The organism is Metabacillus bambusae (assembly GCF_017497975.1).
Lineage (GTDB): Bacteria > Bacillota > Bacilli > Bacillales > Bacillaceae > Metabacillus > Metabacillus bambusae.
Genome location: NZ_JAGDEL010000022.1, coordinates 101,374 through 116,663 on the forward strand (window position 1 = coordinate 101,374; position 15,290 = coordinate 116,663).

Below are 15,290 nucleotides of genomic sequence, written 5' to 3' on the forward strand. Positions count from 1 at the left end.
TGTGAAAAAATTCAAACCAAGAAAATACGTTTAAATTTAACATACTATTTTTATTTAATATTGAATTTTTATTCATCATGTTGTATAAATATAGTTATAGATAAAATATCAAATACTTAAAAGGTGATACTAATGAATTCCTATATATCAGATAATCTTCCAACATTTGAACAATTTGTCAACCTTCATGAAGCAAGTGGGTTAATAAAAAGTAAAAAGGGATGCTATACAAGAGAACAATTATATCAAGCAGCGAATAACAGCTGGTATCATATTTCAATCTACGATCAAGACCAACTTATTGCTTTTGGTAGAATGATCTCTGATGGTGTCTATCAAGCGTTAATTTGCGATGTGATGGTTGATCCATCTTATCAAAAGCAAGGCCTAGGCAAACAAATTATTGAAGAACTATTATCGAAATGCAAAGAAAGTGGAATTCAATCTATTCAACTTTTTTCAGCAAAAGGAAAACAGCATTTCTATAAAAAATTAGGCTTTGAGGAAAGAGAACTTGATGCCCCAGGTATGACACTCATTATATGAAAAGCTCAGTGGAGAAAATATTTCACTGAGCTTTTTGTTTTTTTTTTTTGACTACACAAGAACTTGATAAAAGTGGCATAAAACACACCACTTGAGGAAATACAAATTACGAGGTGATAATATGGACCGTTTTAAGCAAGCTTATGATCAGTATCAAAATCAATCAAATGTAAACGAGATTAACGAAGAAAATGCAACTAATAGCAATCCAAATCAAGAAAAAATAATAGCAGTTCGAAAGAATGATGATGGTGATTTAATTGGCTTTCAAACAGAATCTGGGAGAGAGTTAGATTATCTAGAAGCTCTTTCCGAAGCAAAGGCAGGAAAACTAGCTCATGTAGATGTTTTTCATAAATACGGACGTGATATATTGCGCAGTGAACCTGATGGAATCAAGGAAAATAACTTGAATTCGTTACCAGAGTTTTAATAAATACTAAGCCGATCCAATTTGTTTTAAATAGACTCAATGGAAGTGGCTCTTTCTAGTATAAATCGTAAGGCTCTTTTCTAAGAGATTGTTGCTTTTAAAACAAAAACTAATTCAAGTTGGTTGGAACGGATTGCGAGACTCCTGCGGGAGTAGCGGGACAGGTGAGATTCATGCAGGCGTTTACGCCGATGAGACTCACCGCCCGCCCCGCGGAAAACGAGCATCTGTAGCGGAAATCAACCTCACCGCATTACTTGGGAAATAGCATCAAAGTTTGCGAAAACAGCCAATCGTAAAGTAGAGTGAGCTATAAACTAAACAATACCATTTAAAAGCCAATAAAATTAAGATTTATAATAGTAGCAGTTCATCGAATTTATGTGAACTGCTTTTAATAGTGGAACATTAAATTTACTATAAATTTTGTAAAAGGAACGTTGTAATCTTGGTAAAAAGTGCTATACTATGCACGTTAATAGAAAATTAAAAAAACAGAACACGGAGGCAAAAATATGTATACTTCTATAACTGAATTTATCGAAGAATGGAATCATGAGGCTGCTTCAACGCAAAAGGTATTGGATGCATTGACTGATCCTTCTCTTCAACAAGAGGTTTCACCTGAAGACCGTACTTTAGGAGCAATTGCCTGGCATATTGTAACAAGTACACCAGGAATGCTAATTGAGTTTGGTATTACGGTTGAAGAAATAAAAGACTCAAACTCCATACCATCCTCAGCTATGGAAATCGCTGAGACATTTCGAAGAGTAAGTGCCGACACTAGTGACGCTATAAAGCAGCAGTGGACTGACCAATCGTTAAGTGAAATGAAAAATGTGTTTGGGAGGGAAATGCCAAAAGCTGTAACACTTTCACTACTCATTAAGCATATCATTCATCATCGTGGTCAACTAACGGTTCTCATGCGCCAAGCAGGCTTGAACGTTCCAGGAGTGTATGGACCATCAAGAGAAGAATGGAGCCAAATGGGAATGGAAGCTCCTACATTATAATAGTTTTATTATTCTAAACATCTAGTTGAAAGTTTGAAGATCCTGTCATACAACACACTAAATAATCATGAATTAGCCGGCTAGGGTTAAAATATACCTGGGCGGCTTTTTATACCTTATCTTGATTAAACCTTATAGATAGTTTTCCAAATATACCTTTCTTCATTCCGATTAAAGTTAAGTTGTAAAGCACAAACAATAGTTTTTTTAATGGAAAATCATTCCGATTTATCAGTAAAATTACTGATAAATTGATACAAGAAGAAAAGTATTTTTCAGGTATATTGGACATTATATAAGTCGAGGTGATTGAATGGCCATTGCAAAAATTGGCGATGTAATTTCCTTTAAAAGGGAAGGTAAGTCCATTGAAGGTGTTGTTTCTGGTATTAGGGAAAATTCCGTTATGGTTCAATACGGTACTTCAGCAAAAGATGAACCACTTAAAACAATTGTTAATCATAAAAATTACAAAATAAAAAATTAGAAGCTTGATGAGTTTAAATCTGTATTTATTAAAAAAATCGGACAAAAAACCTCTGATTTCACGATTAGAGATTTTTTGTCAGTTCAATAAAAAAATAATAAAAACCCACCAAAAGCCTTTAATTACTTGACTTTTGGCAGGTTTCATTATTAATTATATTTTCATAACTCCACCAGTGTTAGCGGATGTAACTAACTTAGAATAACGTGCTAAATAACCTTTTTTAACTTTTGGTTCAAAGCCTTTCCAGTTAGCTCTGCGTTTTTCAAATTCTTCATCAGAAATTTCTAGTTGGATTGAACGATTATTTAAGTCCAGTTCAATAATGTCACCATTTTCAACAAATGCGATTGGGCCGCCTTCTGCTGCTTCTGGAGAAATATGACCGATCGAAATACCTCTAGATGCACCTGAGAAACGTCCATCGGTAATTAAACCAACTTTAGCTCCAAGGCCTCTTCCAACAATTTGTGAAGTAGGGGCAAGCATTTCTGGCATACCAGGTCCGCCTTTAGGACCTTCATAGCGGATAACAACAACATCGCCTTCTTTAACTTCACCAGTTATAATTCCAGAAAGTGCTTCCTCTTGAGAGTCAAAACAAATCGCTGGACCTCTATGGTAACCGCCGACAGCTGGGTCGACTGCACCAACTTTTATAACCGCACCATCTGGAGCTAAGTTACCAAATAATACAGCAAGACCACCTTGCTCAGAATGTGGGTTGTCTAAAGGACGAATTACATTCTTGTCCAAAATATCTGCTCCAGCCACATTTTCTCGTAATGTTTTTCCTGTAACAGTTAGACAATCACCATTAATAGCACCTGGCTTTTTAAGAACCTCATTGATGATTGCACTTACGCCGCCCGCGTTATGAACATCCTCAATATGATAGTCGGATGCTGGAGCAATTTTTGCAAGATGTGGAACACGACTTGCAATTTCATTTATACGTTCCAATGAATATTCAATTTCCGCTTCATGTGCCAATGCTAAAGTATGGAGAACAGTGTTCGTTGACCCACCCATAGCCATGTCTAAAGCAAATGCGTTATCAATCGCATCGATAGTTACGATATCACGAGGCTTAATATCCTTTTCAATAAGCTCCATTAATTGTTTAGCAGAGCGTTTAACAAATTCCTTACGTTCTGGAGCAACAGCTAAAATAGTACCATTACCAGGAAGGGCAAGTCCTAAACCTTCTGCCAAACAGTTCATAGAGTTTGCTGTAAACATTCCTGAACATGAACCACATGTAGGGCATGCAACTGACTCAATCTCTTTTAATCTTGCTTCATCAATTTGACCAGATTGGTATGCTCCTACACCCTCAAAAACAGAGTTTAAGTTAAGTGCATTACCAGCACTGTCTGTACCAGCTTTCATCGGTCCGCCACTTACAAAAATTGATGGAATATTCACGCGAAGTGTCGCCATCAACATTCCTGGGGTAATTTTGTCACAGTTTCCAATACAAACCATTCCATCAAACCAGTGTGCTGAAACAACTGTTTCTACAGAATCAGCAATGATTTCACGACTTGGTAATGAATATCTCATTCCGATATGTCCCATCGCGATACCATCATCAACACCAATTGTATTCATTTCAAATGGAACACCGCCCGCCTCACGGATTGCGTCTTTAACAATTTTACCAAATTCTTGTAAATGTACATGTCCTGGAACAATATCAATATATGAATTTACAACCGCAATAAACGGTTTGTCAAAATCGTCTTCTTTTACACCTGCAGCACGAAGTAAGCTTCTATGTGGAGCACGGTCAATTCCTTGTTTAATCATATTACTACGTTGTTCAGCCAAAATAAATCCCTCCAGTTAACAGTTCAATTAAAATTCTTCTGAAAATTTTAATATTTCTTATTGTAACATTATTTAAAAAATTATCATAGATGAAAGACGATATCTTTACTACCAAAAATTAATATTTCTCAATCTCTCAGTTCTGTATATAATGTTAATATTTTAAATAAACAAAAATGAAAATAATAGAGAGTTCATTTATATTAAAATAGTATTTAAGTGTACATGAAAAATAACCTTTACCATTTCTCTTCTACCGTTTGGAACAAAGTTAGAAATGGCGGAACGAGTTTATGGAATAATCTTGACATAAAAATGTTGCATGATATGATAAGGACGAATTTACATGTGAATATCGATTCACTAGGGGTGTCTCTTATAGAGGCTGAGATTAAAGTGAAACTTTAAGACTCTTTGAACCTGATCTGGTTTATGCCAGCGTAGGGAAGTGGAATAATGGAATAAGTTAATTTACATATATATTATGTATCTATATAAGTTCCAATAAACCACTTTCTTTACGTTAAAGGAATGTGGTTTATTTGTTTTACGCTCTAATTAAACTTGGTTGTTGATTTCCGCGGGCGGTCCGTGAGCCTCCTGCAGGAGGCTTCACGTATGCGTTCCAATCAACAGTGGGCTTTAACAGAGCCTTGTTTTAAGAAATTAGGGCAGTGATTAATGTTCATGTGATTTCTAAAGGGAGGTAAAAGAATGAAGTTTTCAGAGATTGTTAGGAAGGAAGCAGAAGATATTTGGCAAGCAAGCTTTAATCATCCATTTGTTAAAGGGATTGGGAGTGGGACTTTGCCATTGGAGCATTTCCGTTATTATGTAATGCAGGATTCGTATTATTTATCACACTTTGCTAGAGTTCAATCATTAGGTGCTTCAAAGGCTCTAGATTTACATACTACAAATCGAATGGCCTCACATACTATAGGAACGTATGAGGCTGAACTTGGCTTGCATAAAAACTTTTCCAAACTTTTAAGTATAACAGAGGAAGAAAAAATAAATTTTAAACCAGCTCCAACAGCTTATGCATATACATCTCATCTGTACCGAGCAGCATATACTGGACATTTAGGTGATATTATTGCAGCTATTTTACCTTGCTATTGGTTGTATTACGAAATAGGTGAAAGGTTGAAAGACTCTACGCCAGATGAACCAATCTATCAACAATGGATTGGAGCTTATGGTGGAGAATGGTTTAGAACACTTGTGGAAGAACAAATAGATCGTTTTGATGAAATAGCTGATAAAGTTACAGATATAGATAGAGAAAGAATGAAAGAGCATTTTATTATTAGCAGTGAATATGAATATGCTTTTTGGGAAATGGCCTATCAATTAGAGAAATGGCCAGTTGAAAAAACAATAGAAAAAATTTGATTTAAGGGTATATAGAGCATAACATGCAAAAAGGATTAAACAGAGCTATTTGTGACAACACATATTACTCTAATTTTAATTTTGGCATGGCATTACCAATTATACATACTTTGAAACCCTCCTGAATAGGTCTTTAGGAGAGTTTCAAAGTTAGGTTTAATTTAAAGACTCTTTTCTTAAGGCTTTTTTCTAAGGGATTGTTACTTTTAAAACCAAAACTGCTTAAGGTTGATTGGAACGGAAGTCAACCATTCCCTAATACTTGTTATATAGCAACAAAGTTTGCAAAAACAGCCATTTTAAAACATACTTAGCTTATAATTTTTTGATAATAATTCTAATAATTTTATACCTGCAATACTGTTTCCTTTTTCATCTAAAGACGGCCCAAAAATCCCAATACCAAATTTTCCGGGAACTGCACCCATTATTCCACCTGACACTCCACTTTTTGAAGGTATGCCAATTTTGATCGCAAATTCTCCTGAGGCATTATACATCCCACATGTAACCATAAACGTTTTACAAATTCGAGCGACATCTGGAGGCATTATTTGTTTGCCGCAAAGAGGATCAACTCCATCCAACGCAAAAACTAGTCCAATTCTCGCCAAATCTAATACGTTCATTTGAATAGCACACTGTTTTGTGTATAACTCCATTAAATGCTCTACGTCCTCTTCAATGATATTATGTTGCTTTAAAAAATAGCATAAAGCTCGGTTTAAATGTGCCGTCTCAAATTCGGAGCGTGCTACTTCCTCACAATAATTAATTGTTGAATCGTTTGTCAATTTGTGGATAAAAGATAAGAGACGTTGAAATCTCTCTTCAACAGAATTCCCCTTAATCAAATGAGTAACAACTAGTGCACCCGCATTGATCATAGGATTTAAAGGTTTTGAGGGAGACATTGTTTCTAATTTTGCAATTGAATTGAAGGGGTCTCCTGTGGGTTCCATACCAACATGTTCAAACACATAATTAGAGCCTCTATCTATCAAAACGAGGGCCAAGCAGATTACTTTTGAGATACTTTGTAAGGTAAACCGCTTTTCAATACATCCAGCTGAGATACATCGTCCGTCAGGATAATGTATGGCAATCGACAAATCATCTTGGTTAGCTTTTCCGAGTGCTGGAATATAATCTGCAACTTTTCCACTTTTTGTGCACTTTTTTGCTGTTGTTACTAATGTATTTAATTCATCACTTGATCGACAAGGCATTATTCATCACCGATTATAGTATGTGCAAACTATTTTTTTATATCATTGTATTAAGGGTAATATTAAAGATGGGGAAGGGGAGTTACAATTCTTTATCCTTTTGGCCAATCAAAATTGTACGCTTAGAACAAATTGCTTCAAAACAAACATCTAGAAACCAAGACGAAAGTGCTGTAAATTTTGCTGCTGACTAAATCGATCGATTTTCAAAACATTCAAAAGATTGGTTCTATGTATATGGTATAATCTATAAAGCTATTTTTTCATGAAAGGATACTAGTTATGAAATCATATATTAATGTAGAAAATGGTGTCGTTCCATCTGTCTGTTCACTTGACTGCCCAGATCAATGCGGATTACTAATACATAAAAAAGACGGAAAAATTGTAAAAATTGAAGGTGATCCTGATCATCCTGTGACCAAAGGGAATATTTGCAATAAGGTGAGGAACATGGGTGAACGAATCTATGATCAAAAAAGAATTAAGACACCTTTGAAACGTATTGGTGAAAAGGGAGAGGGCAAATTTCAACCAATTAGCTGGCAAGAGGCAATCGAAACGATTACAAATCAATGGAAAAAACTTATCTCAGAAAAAGGATCAGAATCAATTCTACCTTACAGTTTTTATGGGAATATGGGAAATATTAATGCAGAAGGAATGGATCGCCGGTTCTTTCATCGTTTAGGATCAAGTCAACTTGACCGGTCGATTTGTTCAGTTGCTGGTTCGAAAGGTTATAGTTACACAATGGGGGGAAGTTACGGCACTGATCCAGAGGAGATGACGGAAACTAAGCTATTTATAATGTGGGGAATAAACGCTGTTAGTACAAATATGCACCAAATGACGATCGCCCAAAAGGCTAGAAAGAACGGAGCAAAAATTGTAGTCATTGATGTCCATAAAAATCAAACTGGCAAAATGGCAGATTGGTTTATTCCGATTCTCCCTGGTACGGATGGAGCGCTAGCATTAGGGATTATGCATGTTTTATACAAAGAAAAGCTTGTTAATCGATCATTTTTAAAAGTGTATACAGTTGGTTATGAAGTGCTAGAAGAACATGTTAGTAATTATGATCCACAAATGGTTTCAGATATTACAGGAGTTTCTGTAGAGAACATTTATACATTAGCTCGGATGTACGGAGAGATCTCTCCTTCGATGATAAGAATTGGAAATGGACTTCAGCATCATGATAATGGAGGAATGATTGTTAGGACAATTGCGTGTTTACCTGCATTAACAGGACAGTGGACTCTGAAGGGTGGGGGAGCTTTGAAATCTAATTCAGCCTTTTTAGCCCATAATACAAATGCATTACAACGCCCTGATCTACAAAAGAAACAAACACGCACAATTAATATGAACCAATTAGGTAAAGCATTGCTTAAACAAGTGGAGCCTATTCGTTCATTGTTTGTTTATGGAAGCAATCCTGCTGTTGTGGCTCCTGATGCTACTAATGTGCGTAAGGGATTAGCTCGACAAGATTTATTCACTGTCGTTCACGACCTTTTTTTAACAGAAACAGCAATGTTTGCAGACATCGTTCTACCTGCAACTTCAGCTTTTGAAAATACTGATTTTTATACGTCTTACTGGCATCACTATATCCATTTGCAGGAACCTGTCATTTCATCATATGGAGAAAGTAAATCTAATACAGAGGTATTCAGACTACTTGCTCAAGCAATGGGATATGATGAACAAGCATTTAAGGATTCAGATGAAGAATTAATTCAACAAGCTTTAAGCAATTTATCGACACCTTTTTTACCAGACAATTGCTATGAGAAATTAAAAATAGATCGCTATCTGAAAGCAAACACAAGTGATTTATTAAAAAATATAAATACACCTAGTGGTAAGATTGAGTTATTTTCTAAAAAAATGGAATTAGATGGTCACCCGGGGCTCCCAACCCATACACCTTTATTAGAAGAGTCAAATTATCCTTTTCGATATGTACCTGGACCAAATCATAACTTTTTAAACTCAACTTTTTCTAATAATGATAAACATATCAAACTTGAAAAAGCACCTAAATTATTTATGAATAAACATGATGCAGATAAACGAGGAATTGAAGATGGAACGGTTGTCCGAATTTGGAATGATCGTGGAGAATGTGAGCTCACAGTTTCTGTAGGCAATCAAGTTTTACCAGGAGTAGTCGTAAGCCAAGGCCTTTGGTCAGACCTCACGGGTAAAAAACACTTAGTCAATTCCTTAACTCCAGATCGAGTTTCCGATATGGGTGGAGGTGCTACATTTTTTTCTGGCCGTGTAAATGTAGAAGTAATTAATCAGAAGGAAATGGTTTAAAACCAGTTTTTTCTATTATTATCGTTTTTATCTCAAATAAAAATGAAAGGAATGAAAAAATTGGGAATAAGAAAAGCAATTAATGATGGGAATATTAACATAATCGTGAGAGGTGATAAGTGGGGTACACAATTGGATGTAAGCATAACGCCAATATTCTGTGTGAAATGTAATAAACAATTACCTGAATTATATGAACATATGGGTTCACGTTATGGTCAAGTAGGTACAATTCAATGTGATTTCTGTGGAACGAATATATATTGTGTAGACAATGATAATATTGTAGAAAAACTTTGTACAACTGGTTATATCCTAGATTACTATAAACTTTATAAGCTTGAAGATGAGATCTGGGGGAAAGTGAAAGATGTTATAGAATATGATATTACTTCCAGACATGTAGGCAATACGGTTACATTGGATTATGTAATTAATGAGATATGTCAGGAGTTTAGCATTACATTGAAAGATAATAATTATTTTATATCGGAAGATGGGAAAATTACGAAATTCCCAAAATCAGTTACGAAATGGTTTGATCTCTTACAAACCCTTAGCTTGTATTAGGAAAAATAAACATAAAGAATGTCTTTAGTTGGCTAATCCTAACAAGTGGTCAACTAAAGACATTATTAAAAAAACTTTTCACCTGTGTAAGTTACTCAAACTGATTTACGTTCGTCATAAGGAAAATCTTTATTTATAGGACGTATTGACAGTGGGTCAAAAAAGTTTGCGATTTCTCTTTCTGCACTTAAAAGAGAATCTGAGCCATGAATTACATTTTCCGCTTTGGAACATGCAAAATCCCCACGAATCGTACCAGGTAGTGCCTCTAAAGGACTTGTTTTTCCAATCATGCTCCGAGAAACTTCGATAATATTTTCGCCTTCCCAAACCATTGCAAAAACAGAGTCTGATGTAATAAAGTCTACCAACTCACCAAAAAATGGTTTATCCTGAAGCTCCATATAATGATATTCAGCTTTTTCACGACTAATAGTCATAAGCTCTGCATTTAACAATGTGAACCCCTTTTGCTCAAAACGTTTTATAATCTCTCCAATTAAACCTCGCTTTACACCGTCAGGCTTCACCATAATAAACGTACGCTGTATCGGCATATTCATCACCTCTTTAAATGAAATAAATGAAACATAGTAATCGAAAAATCAGAGTACTAGGATGGTTTTAAAACTTGTAGTATACATTATGACAATTTTTCTCATTTATATAACAGGTTGCTAGAAAAAAGTAGTCATGCTTTAAGTGAATTCAATAAATAAAAAACACTCTATCTATTACAAATTACTTTTTTACATACTGTTGTTAAAAATGGAGAAAGAGCAGGATATAGTCTGGGAAAAGAGTTCATCGATGGTTTTAATAAAAATAGTAGAATCTTTTGGAAGGTTTAATAAACACTTACTTGAAGAAGAGATATGAGCAAGAAGGTAGGGGATAACCGTAAAAAAGTATATTTAATATTTCAAAAAAATAATTTGAAAATAGCCATTAAAATAGGAATTTGAATTGAAGATGCTGTTTTGAAAGTATTTTTTTAGTAGAGGATAATTTGATGAAGAAGCCTATTCTTATCAATGAAAAAGCTAGGAGGACATTTCCTCCTAGTTTACTTAAGATTTCTCAGTTCATCCATTGAATAGATAAACAATATAGAATGCTTATAGCGGAAAATAGTTAATAAATTAAATTATTCCTTGAGCAATCATAGCATCTGCAACTTTAACAAATCCAGCAATATTAGCACCAACGACAAGATTTCCAGGTGCACCATACTCTTGAGCTGCTTTCATGCTTTCATTGTAAATGTTTTTCATGATATCATGTAATTTGGCGTCAACTTCCTCAAATGTCCAAGCCAATCTTGCACTATTTTGAGCCATTTCTAATGCTGAGACTGAAACGCCACCTGCATTTGCAGCTTTTGCTGGTGCAAATAACACCTTATTTCTCAAGAATATCTCGACTGCTTCTAGTGTAGAAGGCATGTTTGCACCTTCACCGATCGCTTTCACACCATTAGAAACTAAAAGCTCAGCGGCATGTGCATCTATTTCATTTTGTGTTGCACATGGTAGAGCGATATCACAAGGAATCGTCCAGATCCCTGAACAGCCTTCAACATAATGAGCATCTGGATGTTCGTTTACATATTCACTTATTCTTTTGTTTTCTACTTCTTTCAAGCGTTTTACTGTTGAAAGGTCTATGCCATTTTTGTCATATACATAACCAGTTGAGTCACTACATGCTAACACCTTAGCTCCTAACTGCATCGCTTTTTCAATAGCATAAATGGAAACATTACCTGAACCTGATACAACAACAGTACTTCCTTTGAAGCTTAGGCCATGATCCTTTAACATTTCTTCCACAAAGTACACTGTTCCATATCCAGTTGCTTCAGTTCGTGCTAAGCTTCCGCCGTAACCTAGGCCTTTACCTGTTAATACGCCAGCTTCGAAGCCACCACGCATTTTTTTATACTGACCAAACATATAGCCAATTTCTCTAGCGCCGACACCGATATCACCAGCTGGAACATCGATATCAGGACCGATATACTTGCTAAGTTCAGACATGAAGCTTTGTGTAAATCGCATGATTTCTGCATCTGATTTTCCTTTAGGATCAAAATCAGCTCCGCCTTTTCCGCCGCCAATTGGTTGGCCAGTTAAAGAGTTTTTATAAATTTGCTCAAAGCCTAAAAATTTAATAATACTCGCATTTACAGAAGGGTGAAATCTTAAACCGCCCTTATATGGACCAATAGCACTGTTAAATTGTACACGGAACCCACGGTTAACCTGCACATTTCCTTGATCATCAACCCAAGGAACTCTAAATGAGATGACTCTTTCTGGCTCAACAATTCTTTCAAGAATGGCTTGCTTGATGTAGTGTGGATTTTTAGCGAGAACAGGAACTAAAGAATCAAAAACTTCTTTTACAGCCTGATGAAACTCACTTTCATGTGGATTACGTTTCTTTACAGTTGCGTAAACTTGATCGACATATTCTTTCACATTATCTGTAAATGATTGTTCTATTTTTTCGATTGTTTTCATCCTTCTCATTCTCCTATGTGTCAATATAAATAAAAATGGTATATTGACTGAAATATTTTAATTTTTGTTAGATTTACTGTTAAGCTGTATTTTATAATCAAATAATAATCCAATCAATATAAAGAAACGATAAAGTTAATGCGTTTAACGCATGAATGATCAGGGGGAACAACTGTGGAAATTAGACAAATAAGATATTTTATGGAAGTTGCTATGCGAGAACATGTTACAGAAGCAGCAGACGCTCTGCATGTGGCACAATCCTCTGTGAGTAGACAGATTTTTAATTTAGAAAGCGAATTAGGTGTTGACTTGTTTATTAGAGAAGGAAGAAGAGTCAAATTAACTCCAATTGGAAAAGTGTTTTTAGAACGGATGAAACATGCAATGAATGTGATCGATGATGCGACACGTGAAGTTGAAGAGTATCTAGATCCACAAAAAGGGACGATTCGAATAGCTTTTCCGATTAGTTTGGCAGCTTATACGTTACCAACTGTGATATTTGCATTTCGTATGCACTATCCAGAGGCGAAATTTAAACTGAAGCAAGCTCTATACCACGACTTAATAGATGGAGTGGTGAAAGGGGATTTTAACCTTGCTTTAATTGGTCCATTGCCAATGGATGAGAAGAAGATTAAGCGTAAAATATTATTCACGGAAAATATTGTTGCCCTCTTGCCAATTCATCATCCGCTTGCAAAAAGGTCGACTATAAAGTTGCGCGAACTTAAGGATGACCCTTTTTGTTTACTACAAAACGGCACTGTTTTTCGAGAAATCGTTATTAATGCATGTGCTGAGCTAGGCTTCTCACCACATGTTGCTTTCGAAGGGGACGATATTGATGCGTTGAAAGGGCTAGTCTCGGCGGGACTTGGGGTAGCACTAATGCCAGAAGTCACATTAGTTGATAACATTCCACGCTCAACAGTAAAAATTCCATTGATCGAACCAAATGTTACGAGAAGTGTGGGAGTCATCACTCCGAAACAACGTGTATTACTTCCTACAGAAGAGTTATTTTACAATTTTGTACAAGAATTTTTTGCTAGATTAGATCATTTTAAAAATTAATTTATTATTCCGAGATAATTATTAAAATTAATTTGATACTAATTAAACAGTAAGTATAAAGTGTTATTCTGGAAAAAAATTATAATATTCATTCGTTGATTTTTAATGTATATTTAATTTAATAATGATGAACGAATTAATTGAGCTTTCGTTTCTCATTTGAAAAAGGCAAATCTACTGAAAGGTAGAGACGCAAAGTCACAGATCTAAGGTATCAATACTATTGATGGCTGGGCTACCAAATGAAGAATCGAGAAAAGACTCAATATTAATAGAGTTAGTTCAAGATTCTTCCTTTACAGAAAATTGTTTTGGAGGGATTTTTTTAATGTCAAAAAAGTATTTTACAATTATCAAAAATGTTCGCAATGTTCTTGCTACAAGTGTTTTTGCATCGGCTTTCGCTTTTTCTTTTGGATCTGGACAGGCTTTGGCTGATAACGATGAATCACAAACAGACTCTCTAATAGAAGAGACTGTTCAACAAGACCAATTAGTTGATACATCAATCGATTCAACTGTTGAGCCATCAAATCAAGGTGATGAAATATCAGAGACACCAATGGAAGAAAAAATTACTGAAATCACAGACGAAGACGAAGAGATTACTGAAGAACTAGAAACTGAAGAATCAAGTCAAGAGGAGACGGAGATTAATCCAGTAGTAGAAGATGAATCTCCCTCACTTTTACCAGGTGAATTCTTTTATTTCACAAAAAAGTTATTTGAAAATGTTCAATTAGCTTTAACATTTGATGGAGTAACAGAGGCTGAATTGCTAGCTTCTTTTGCTGAAGAAAGGATCAAAGAAGCAGAAGCCTTACTTGCTAATGGTGAGGAAGAGTTAGCAAATGAAATGCTCCAAAAAGCCATTGAACAACAAGAGTTAGCATTAACTAAGTATGAGGAATCGACTTCAGATGCAGAACCTACTACTGAAGAACCAACAGAAGTAGTGGATGGAGACGTTGCACAAGATAAAACCCCAGCCGATACAATCCGTACTGAACTTGAAGCAAAATTCGCAGCAAACATTCTTGCTTTACAAGCAGTGATAGAAAAGCTTGAAAACCCAGCGGCAAAAGAAGCTCTTCAACAAAATATTGTTAAAGCACAAGAAAAGTTCGAGGAGAAGGTTAACAAAAAGTTAGCCAAGTTAGAAGAAAAAAAGCAAAAGGCTAAAAATAAACGTGCAAAATTCGAAGCAAAATTAGCATCTGGTGAAATTGATGAAGAAGAATTCAATGAAGAACTTGCTGAACTCAACGAAGAGGCTGATGAAGTGGTAGAAGATGCATTAGTAAAAGCAAATGATAAAGGTAAAGGCAACGCCAATAAAGAAAATCGTATTGAAATAGACGAAAATACTTCTAACATAGAAGAGGAAAATCAAGATGAGTCTGTCAGTGTTGATAAAAATAAAGAAGAAGCACGTATAAAGGCTGAAGAAAAACAACGTGAGGCATTAAAGAAACAAGAGGAAGAACGCAAGCGTGAAAACCTAAATAAACTAGAAGAAAAGAAACATGAAGAAGCTCAACAACTTGCTGAAAAAGAACGTGAAAAAGTAAAGAAGAAAGAAGAGAAAGCCAAGGAAACTGTTAAAAAGGCTGAAGAAAAACAGCGAGAAGAAGCAGAAAAACGTGTTAAAAAAGAGCATGAAGAAAGAAAATAAAGACGAAGCGTAAGCTTGAAAAAAGAGCAGGTATTTTAAACTGGCACCCGTGTCAAGGACACAAGAAAAAAAGAGTCACGCAACTAGAAGATGATTCCTATATTGGTTAGGGGTCATCTTTTTTAAATTCCATTGATAACGGTAATTGTTATAGTAAACCA

Annotated in this window: 15 protein-coding genes and 2 riboswitches; of the genes, 10 read left to right on the plus strand and 5 right to left on the minus strand. The window is 35.3% G+C overall.

What is annotated here, in order from left to right; translation table 11 throughout:
• Positions 1-132: 132 nt before the first annotated feature.
• The 4 genes from I7822_RS22550 to I7822_RS22565 all read left to right on the plus strand — a co-directional run bounded on the left by I7822_RS22550 (position 133) and on the right by I7822_RS22565 (position 2,485).
• A complete protein-coding gene (locus tag I7822_RS22550; protein ID WP_207981325.1) occupies positions 133-546 on the plus strand; it encodes a GNAT family N-acetyltransferase in 414 nt (137 codons plus the stop codon).
• A gap of 121 nt (positions 547-667) precedes the next feature.
• Positions 668-979 (plus strand): DUF3892 domain-containing protein, encoded by a 312-nt coding sequence (locus I7822_RS22555; RefSeq protein WP_207981326.1) that lies wholly within the window; start codon positions 668-670, stop codon positions 977-979.
• A gap of 515 nt (positions 980-1,494) precedes the next feature.
• Positions 1,495-1,998, plus strand: coding sequence for a DinB family protein (locus I7822_RS22560; protein ID WP_207981327.1), 504 nt, complete (start codon positions 1,495-1,497; stop codon positions 1,996-1,998).
• A 313-nt stretch (positions 1,999-2,311) separates the two neighbouring features.
• Entirely contained in the window at positions 2,312-2,485 is a 174-nt protein-coding gene (locus I7822_RS22565) for a DUF2187 family protein (RefSeq protein ID WP_207981328.1), read from the plus strand.
• A 153-nt stretch (positions 2,486-2,638) separates the two neighbouring features.
• Here the strand turns inward: I7822_RS22565 and ilvD are convergent, their stop codons facing one another.
• Positions 2,639-4,321, minus strand: coding sequence for a dihydroxy-acid dehydratase (gene ilvD / locus I7822_RS22570; protein ID WP_307847852.1), 1,683 nt, complete (start codon positions 4,319-4,321; stop codon positions 2,639-2,641).
• Between the two features lie 352 nt (positions 4,322-4,673).
• Positions 4,674-4,782, plus strand: a riboswitch (TPP riboswitch).
• 250 nt (positions 4,783-5,032) lie between these two features.
• Between ilvD and tenA the strand changes: the two genes are divergently transcribed.
• The gene (gene tenA / locus I7822_RS22575; RefSeq protein ID WP_207981329.1) at positions 5,033-5,716 is read left to right on the plus strand and encodes a thiaminase II; all 684 of its coding nucleotides are present in this window, start codon (positions 5,033-5,035) and stop codon (positions 5,714-5,716) included.
• Between the two features lie 299 nt (positions 5,717-6,015).
• Here tenA and glsA read toward each other — a convergent pair whose 3' ends face one another.
• Positions 6,016-6,945, minus strand: coding sequence for a glutaminase A (glsA, locus tag I7822_RS22580; protein WP_207981330.1), 930 nt, complete (start codon positions 6,943-6,945; stop codon positions 6,016-6,018).
• Between the two features lie 68 nt (positions 6,946-7,013).
• Here glsA and I7822_RS30320 point away from each other — a divergent pair, with 68 nt between their 5' ends.
• The 3 genes from I7822_RS30320 to I7822_RS22590 all read left to right on the plus strand — a co-directional run bounded on the left by I7822_RS30320 (position 7,014) and on the right by I7822_RS22590 (position 9,849).
• The gene (locus tag I7822_RS30320; RefSeq protein WP_279382011.1) at positions 7,014-7,139 is read left to right on the plus strand and encodes a hypothetical protein; all 126 of its coding nucleotides are present in this window, start codon (positions 7,014-7,016) and stop codon (positions 7,137-7,139) included.
• Positions 7,140-7,227: 88 nt separating this feature from the next.
• Positions 7,228-9,279, plus strand: a complete 2,052-nt coding sequence (locus tag I7822_RS22585; RefSeq protein WP_207981331.1) for a molybdopterin-containing oxidoreductase family protein — start codon at positions 7,228-7,230, stop codon at positions 9,277-9,279.
• A 60-nt stretch (positions 9,280-9,339) separates the two neighbouring features.
• Positions 9,340-9,849 carry a hypothetical protein gene (locus tag I7822_RS22590; RefSeq protein WP_207981332.1) on the plus strand — a complete coding sequence of 170 codons (510 nt, stop codon included), beginning with the start codon at positions 9,340-9,342 and terminating at the stop codon, positions 9,847-9,849.
• A gap of 95 nt (positions 9,850-9,944) precedes the next feature.
• Here the strand turns inward: I7822_RS22590 and ndk are convergent, their stop codons facing one another.
• Both ndk and gdhA read right to left on the minus strand, forming a co-directional pair.
• Positions 9,945-10,406, minus strand: coding sequence for a nucleoside-diphosphate kinase (gene ndk / locus I7822_RS22595; RefSeq protein WP_207981333.1), 462 nt, complete (start codon positions 10,404-10,406; stop codon positions 9,945-9,947).
• 585 nt (positions 10,407-10,991) lie between these two features.
• Complete coding sequence (gene gdhA / locus I7822_RS22600; RefSeq protein WP_207981334.1) at positions 10,992-12,374, minus strand: NADP-specific glutamate dehydrogenase; 1,383 nt, start codon at positions 12,372-12,374, stop codon at positions 10,992-10,994.
• Between the two features lie 174 nt (positions 12,375-12,548).
• On the opposite strand from gdhA, the gene gltC reads away from it, so the two are divergent.
• Together gltC and I7822_RS22610 are read left to right on the plus strand one after the other, a co-directional pair.
• Entirely contained in the window at positions 12,549-13,454 is a 906-nt protein-coding gene (gene gltC / locus I7822_RS22605) for a glutamate biosynthesis transcriptional regulator GltC (protein ID WP_207981335.1), read from the plus strand.
• Between the two features lie 157 nt (positions 13,455-13,611).
• Positions 13,612-13,697: riboswitch (cyclic di-GMP riboswitch) on the plus strand.
• 85 nt (positions 13,698-13,782) lie between these two features.
• Positions 13,783-15,129 carry a DUF5667 domain-containing protein gene (locus tag I7822_RS22610; protein ID WP_207981336.1) on the plus strand — a complete coding sequence of 449 codons (1,347 nt, stop codon included), beginning with the start codon at positions 13,783-13,785 and terminating at the stop codon, positions 15,127-15,129.
• Positions 15,130-15,204: 75 nt separating this feature from the next.
• On the opposite strand, the gene I7822_RS22615 is transcribed toward I7822_RS22610, so the two are convergent.
• The coding region (locus tag I7822_RS22615) for an IS3 family transposase (RefSeq protein ID WP_207981230.1) at positions 15,205-15,290 on the minus strand (86 nt) is incomplete at its 5' end.

Excerpts from the sequence above, each read along its gene's own strand:
- I7822_RS22550 (WP_207981325.1), top strand. The coding sequence starts at position 133 with ATGAATTCCTATATATCAGATAATCTTCCAACATTTGAACAATTTGTC.
- I7822_RS22555 (WP_207981326.1), top strand. The coding sequence starts at position 668 with ATGGACCGTTTTAAGCAAGCTTATGATCAGTATCAAAATCAATCAAAT.
- I7822_RS22560 (WP_207981327.1), top strand. The coding sequence starts at position 1,495 with ATGTATACTTCTATAACTGAATTTATCGAAGAATGGAATCATGAGGCT.
- I7822_RS22565 (WP_207981328.1), top strand. The coding sequence starts at position 2,312 with ATGGCCATTGCAAAAATTGGCGATGTAATTTCCTTTAAAAGGGAAGGT.
- tenA (WP_207981329.1), top strand. The coding sequence starts at position 5,033 with ATGAAGTTTTCAGAGATTGTTAGGAAGGAAGCAGAAGATATTTGGCAA.
- glsA (WP_207981330.1), bottom strand. The coding sequence starts at position 6,945 with ATGCCTTGTCGATCAAGTGATGAATTAAATACATTAGTAACAACAGCA.
- I7822_RS30320 (WP_279382011.1), top strand. The coding sequence starts at position 7,014 with ATGGGGAAGGGGAGTTACAATTCTTTATCCTTTTGGCCAATCAAAATT.
- I7822_RS22585 (WP_207981331.1), top strand. The coding sequence starts at position 7,228 with ATGAAATCATATATTAATGTAGAAAATGGTGTCGTTCCATCTGTCTGT.
- ndk (WP_207981333.1), bottom strand. The coding sequence starts at position 10,406 with ATGCCGATACAGCGTACGTTTATTATGGTGAAGCCTGACGGTGTAAAG.
- gdhA (WP_207981334.1), bottom strand. The coding sequence starts at position 12,374 with ATGAAAACAATCGAAAAAATAGAACAATCATTTACAGATAATGTGAAA.
- I7822_RS22610 (WP_207981336.1), top strand. The coding sequence starts at position 13,783 with ATGTCAAAAAAGTATTTTACAATTATCAAAAATGTTCGCAATGTTCTT.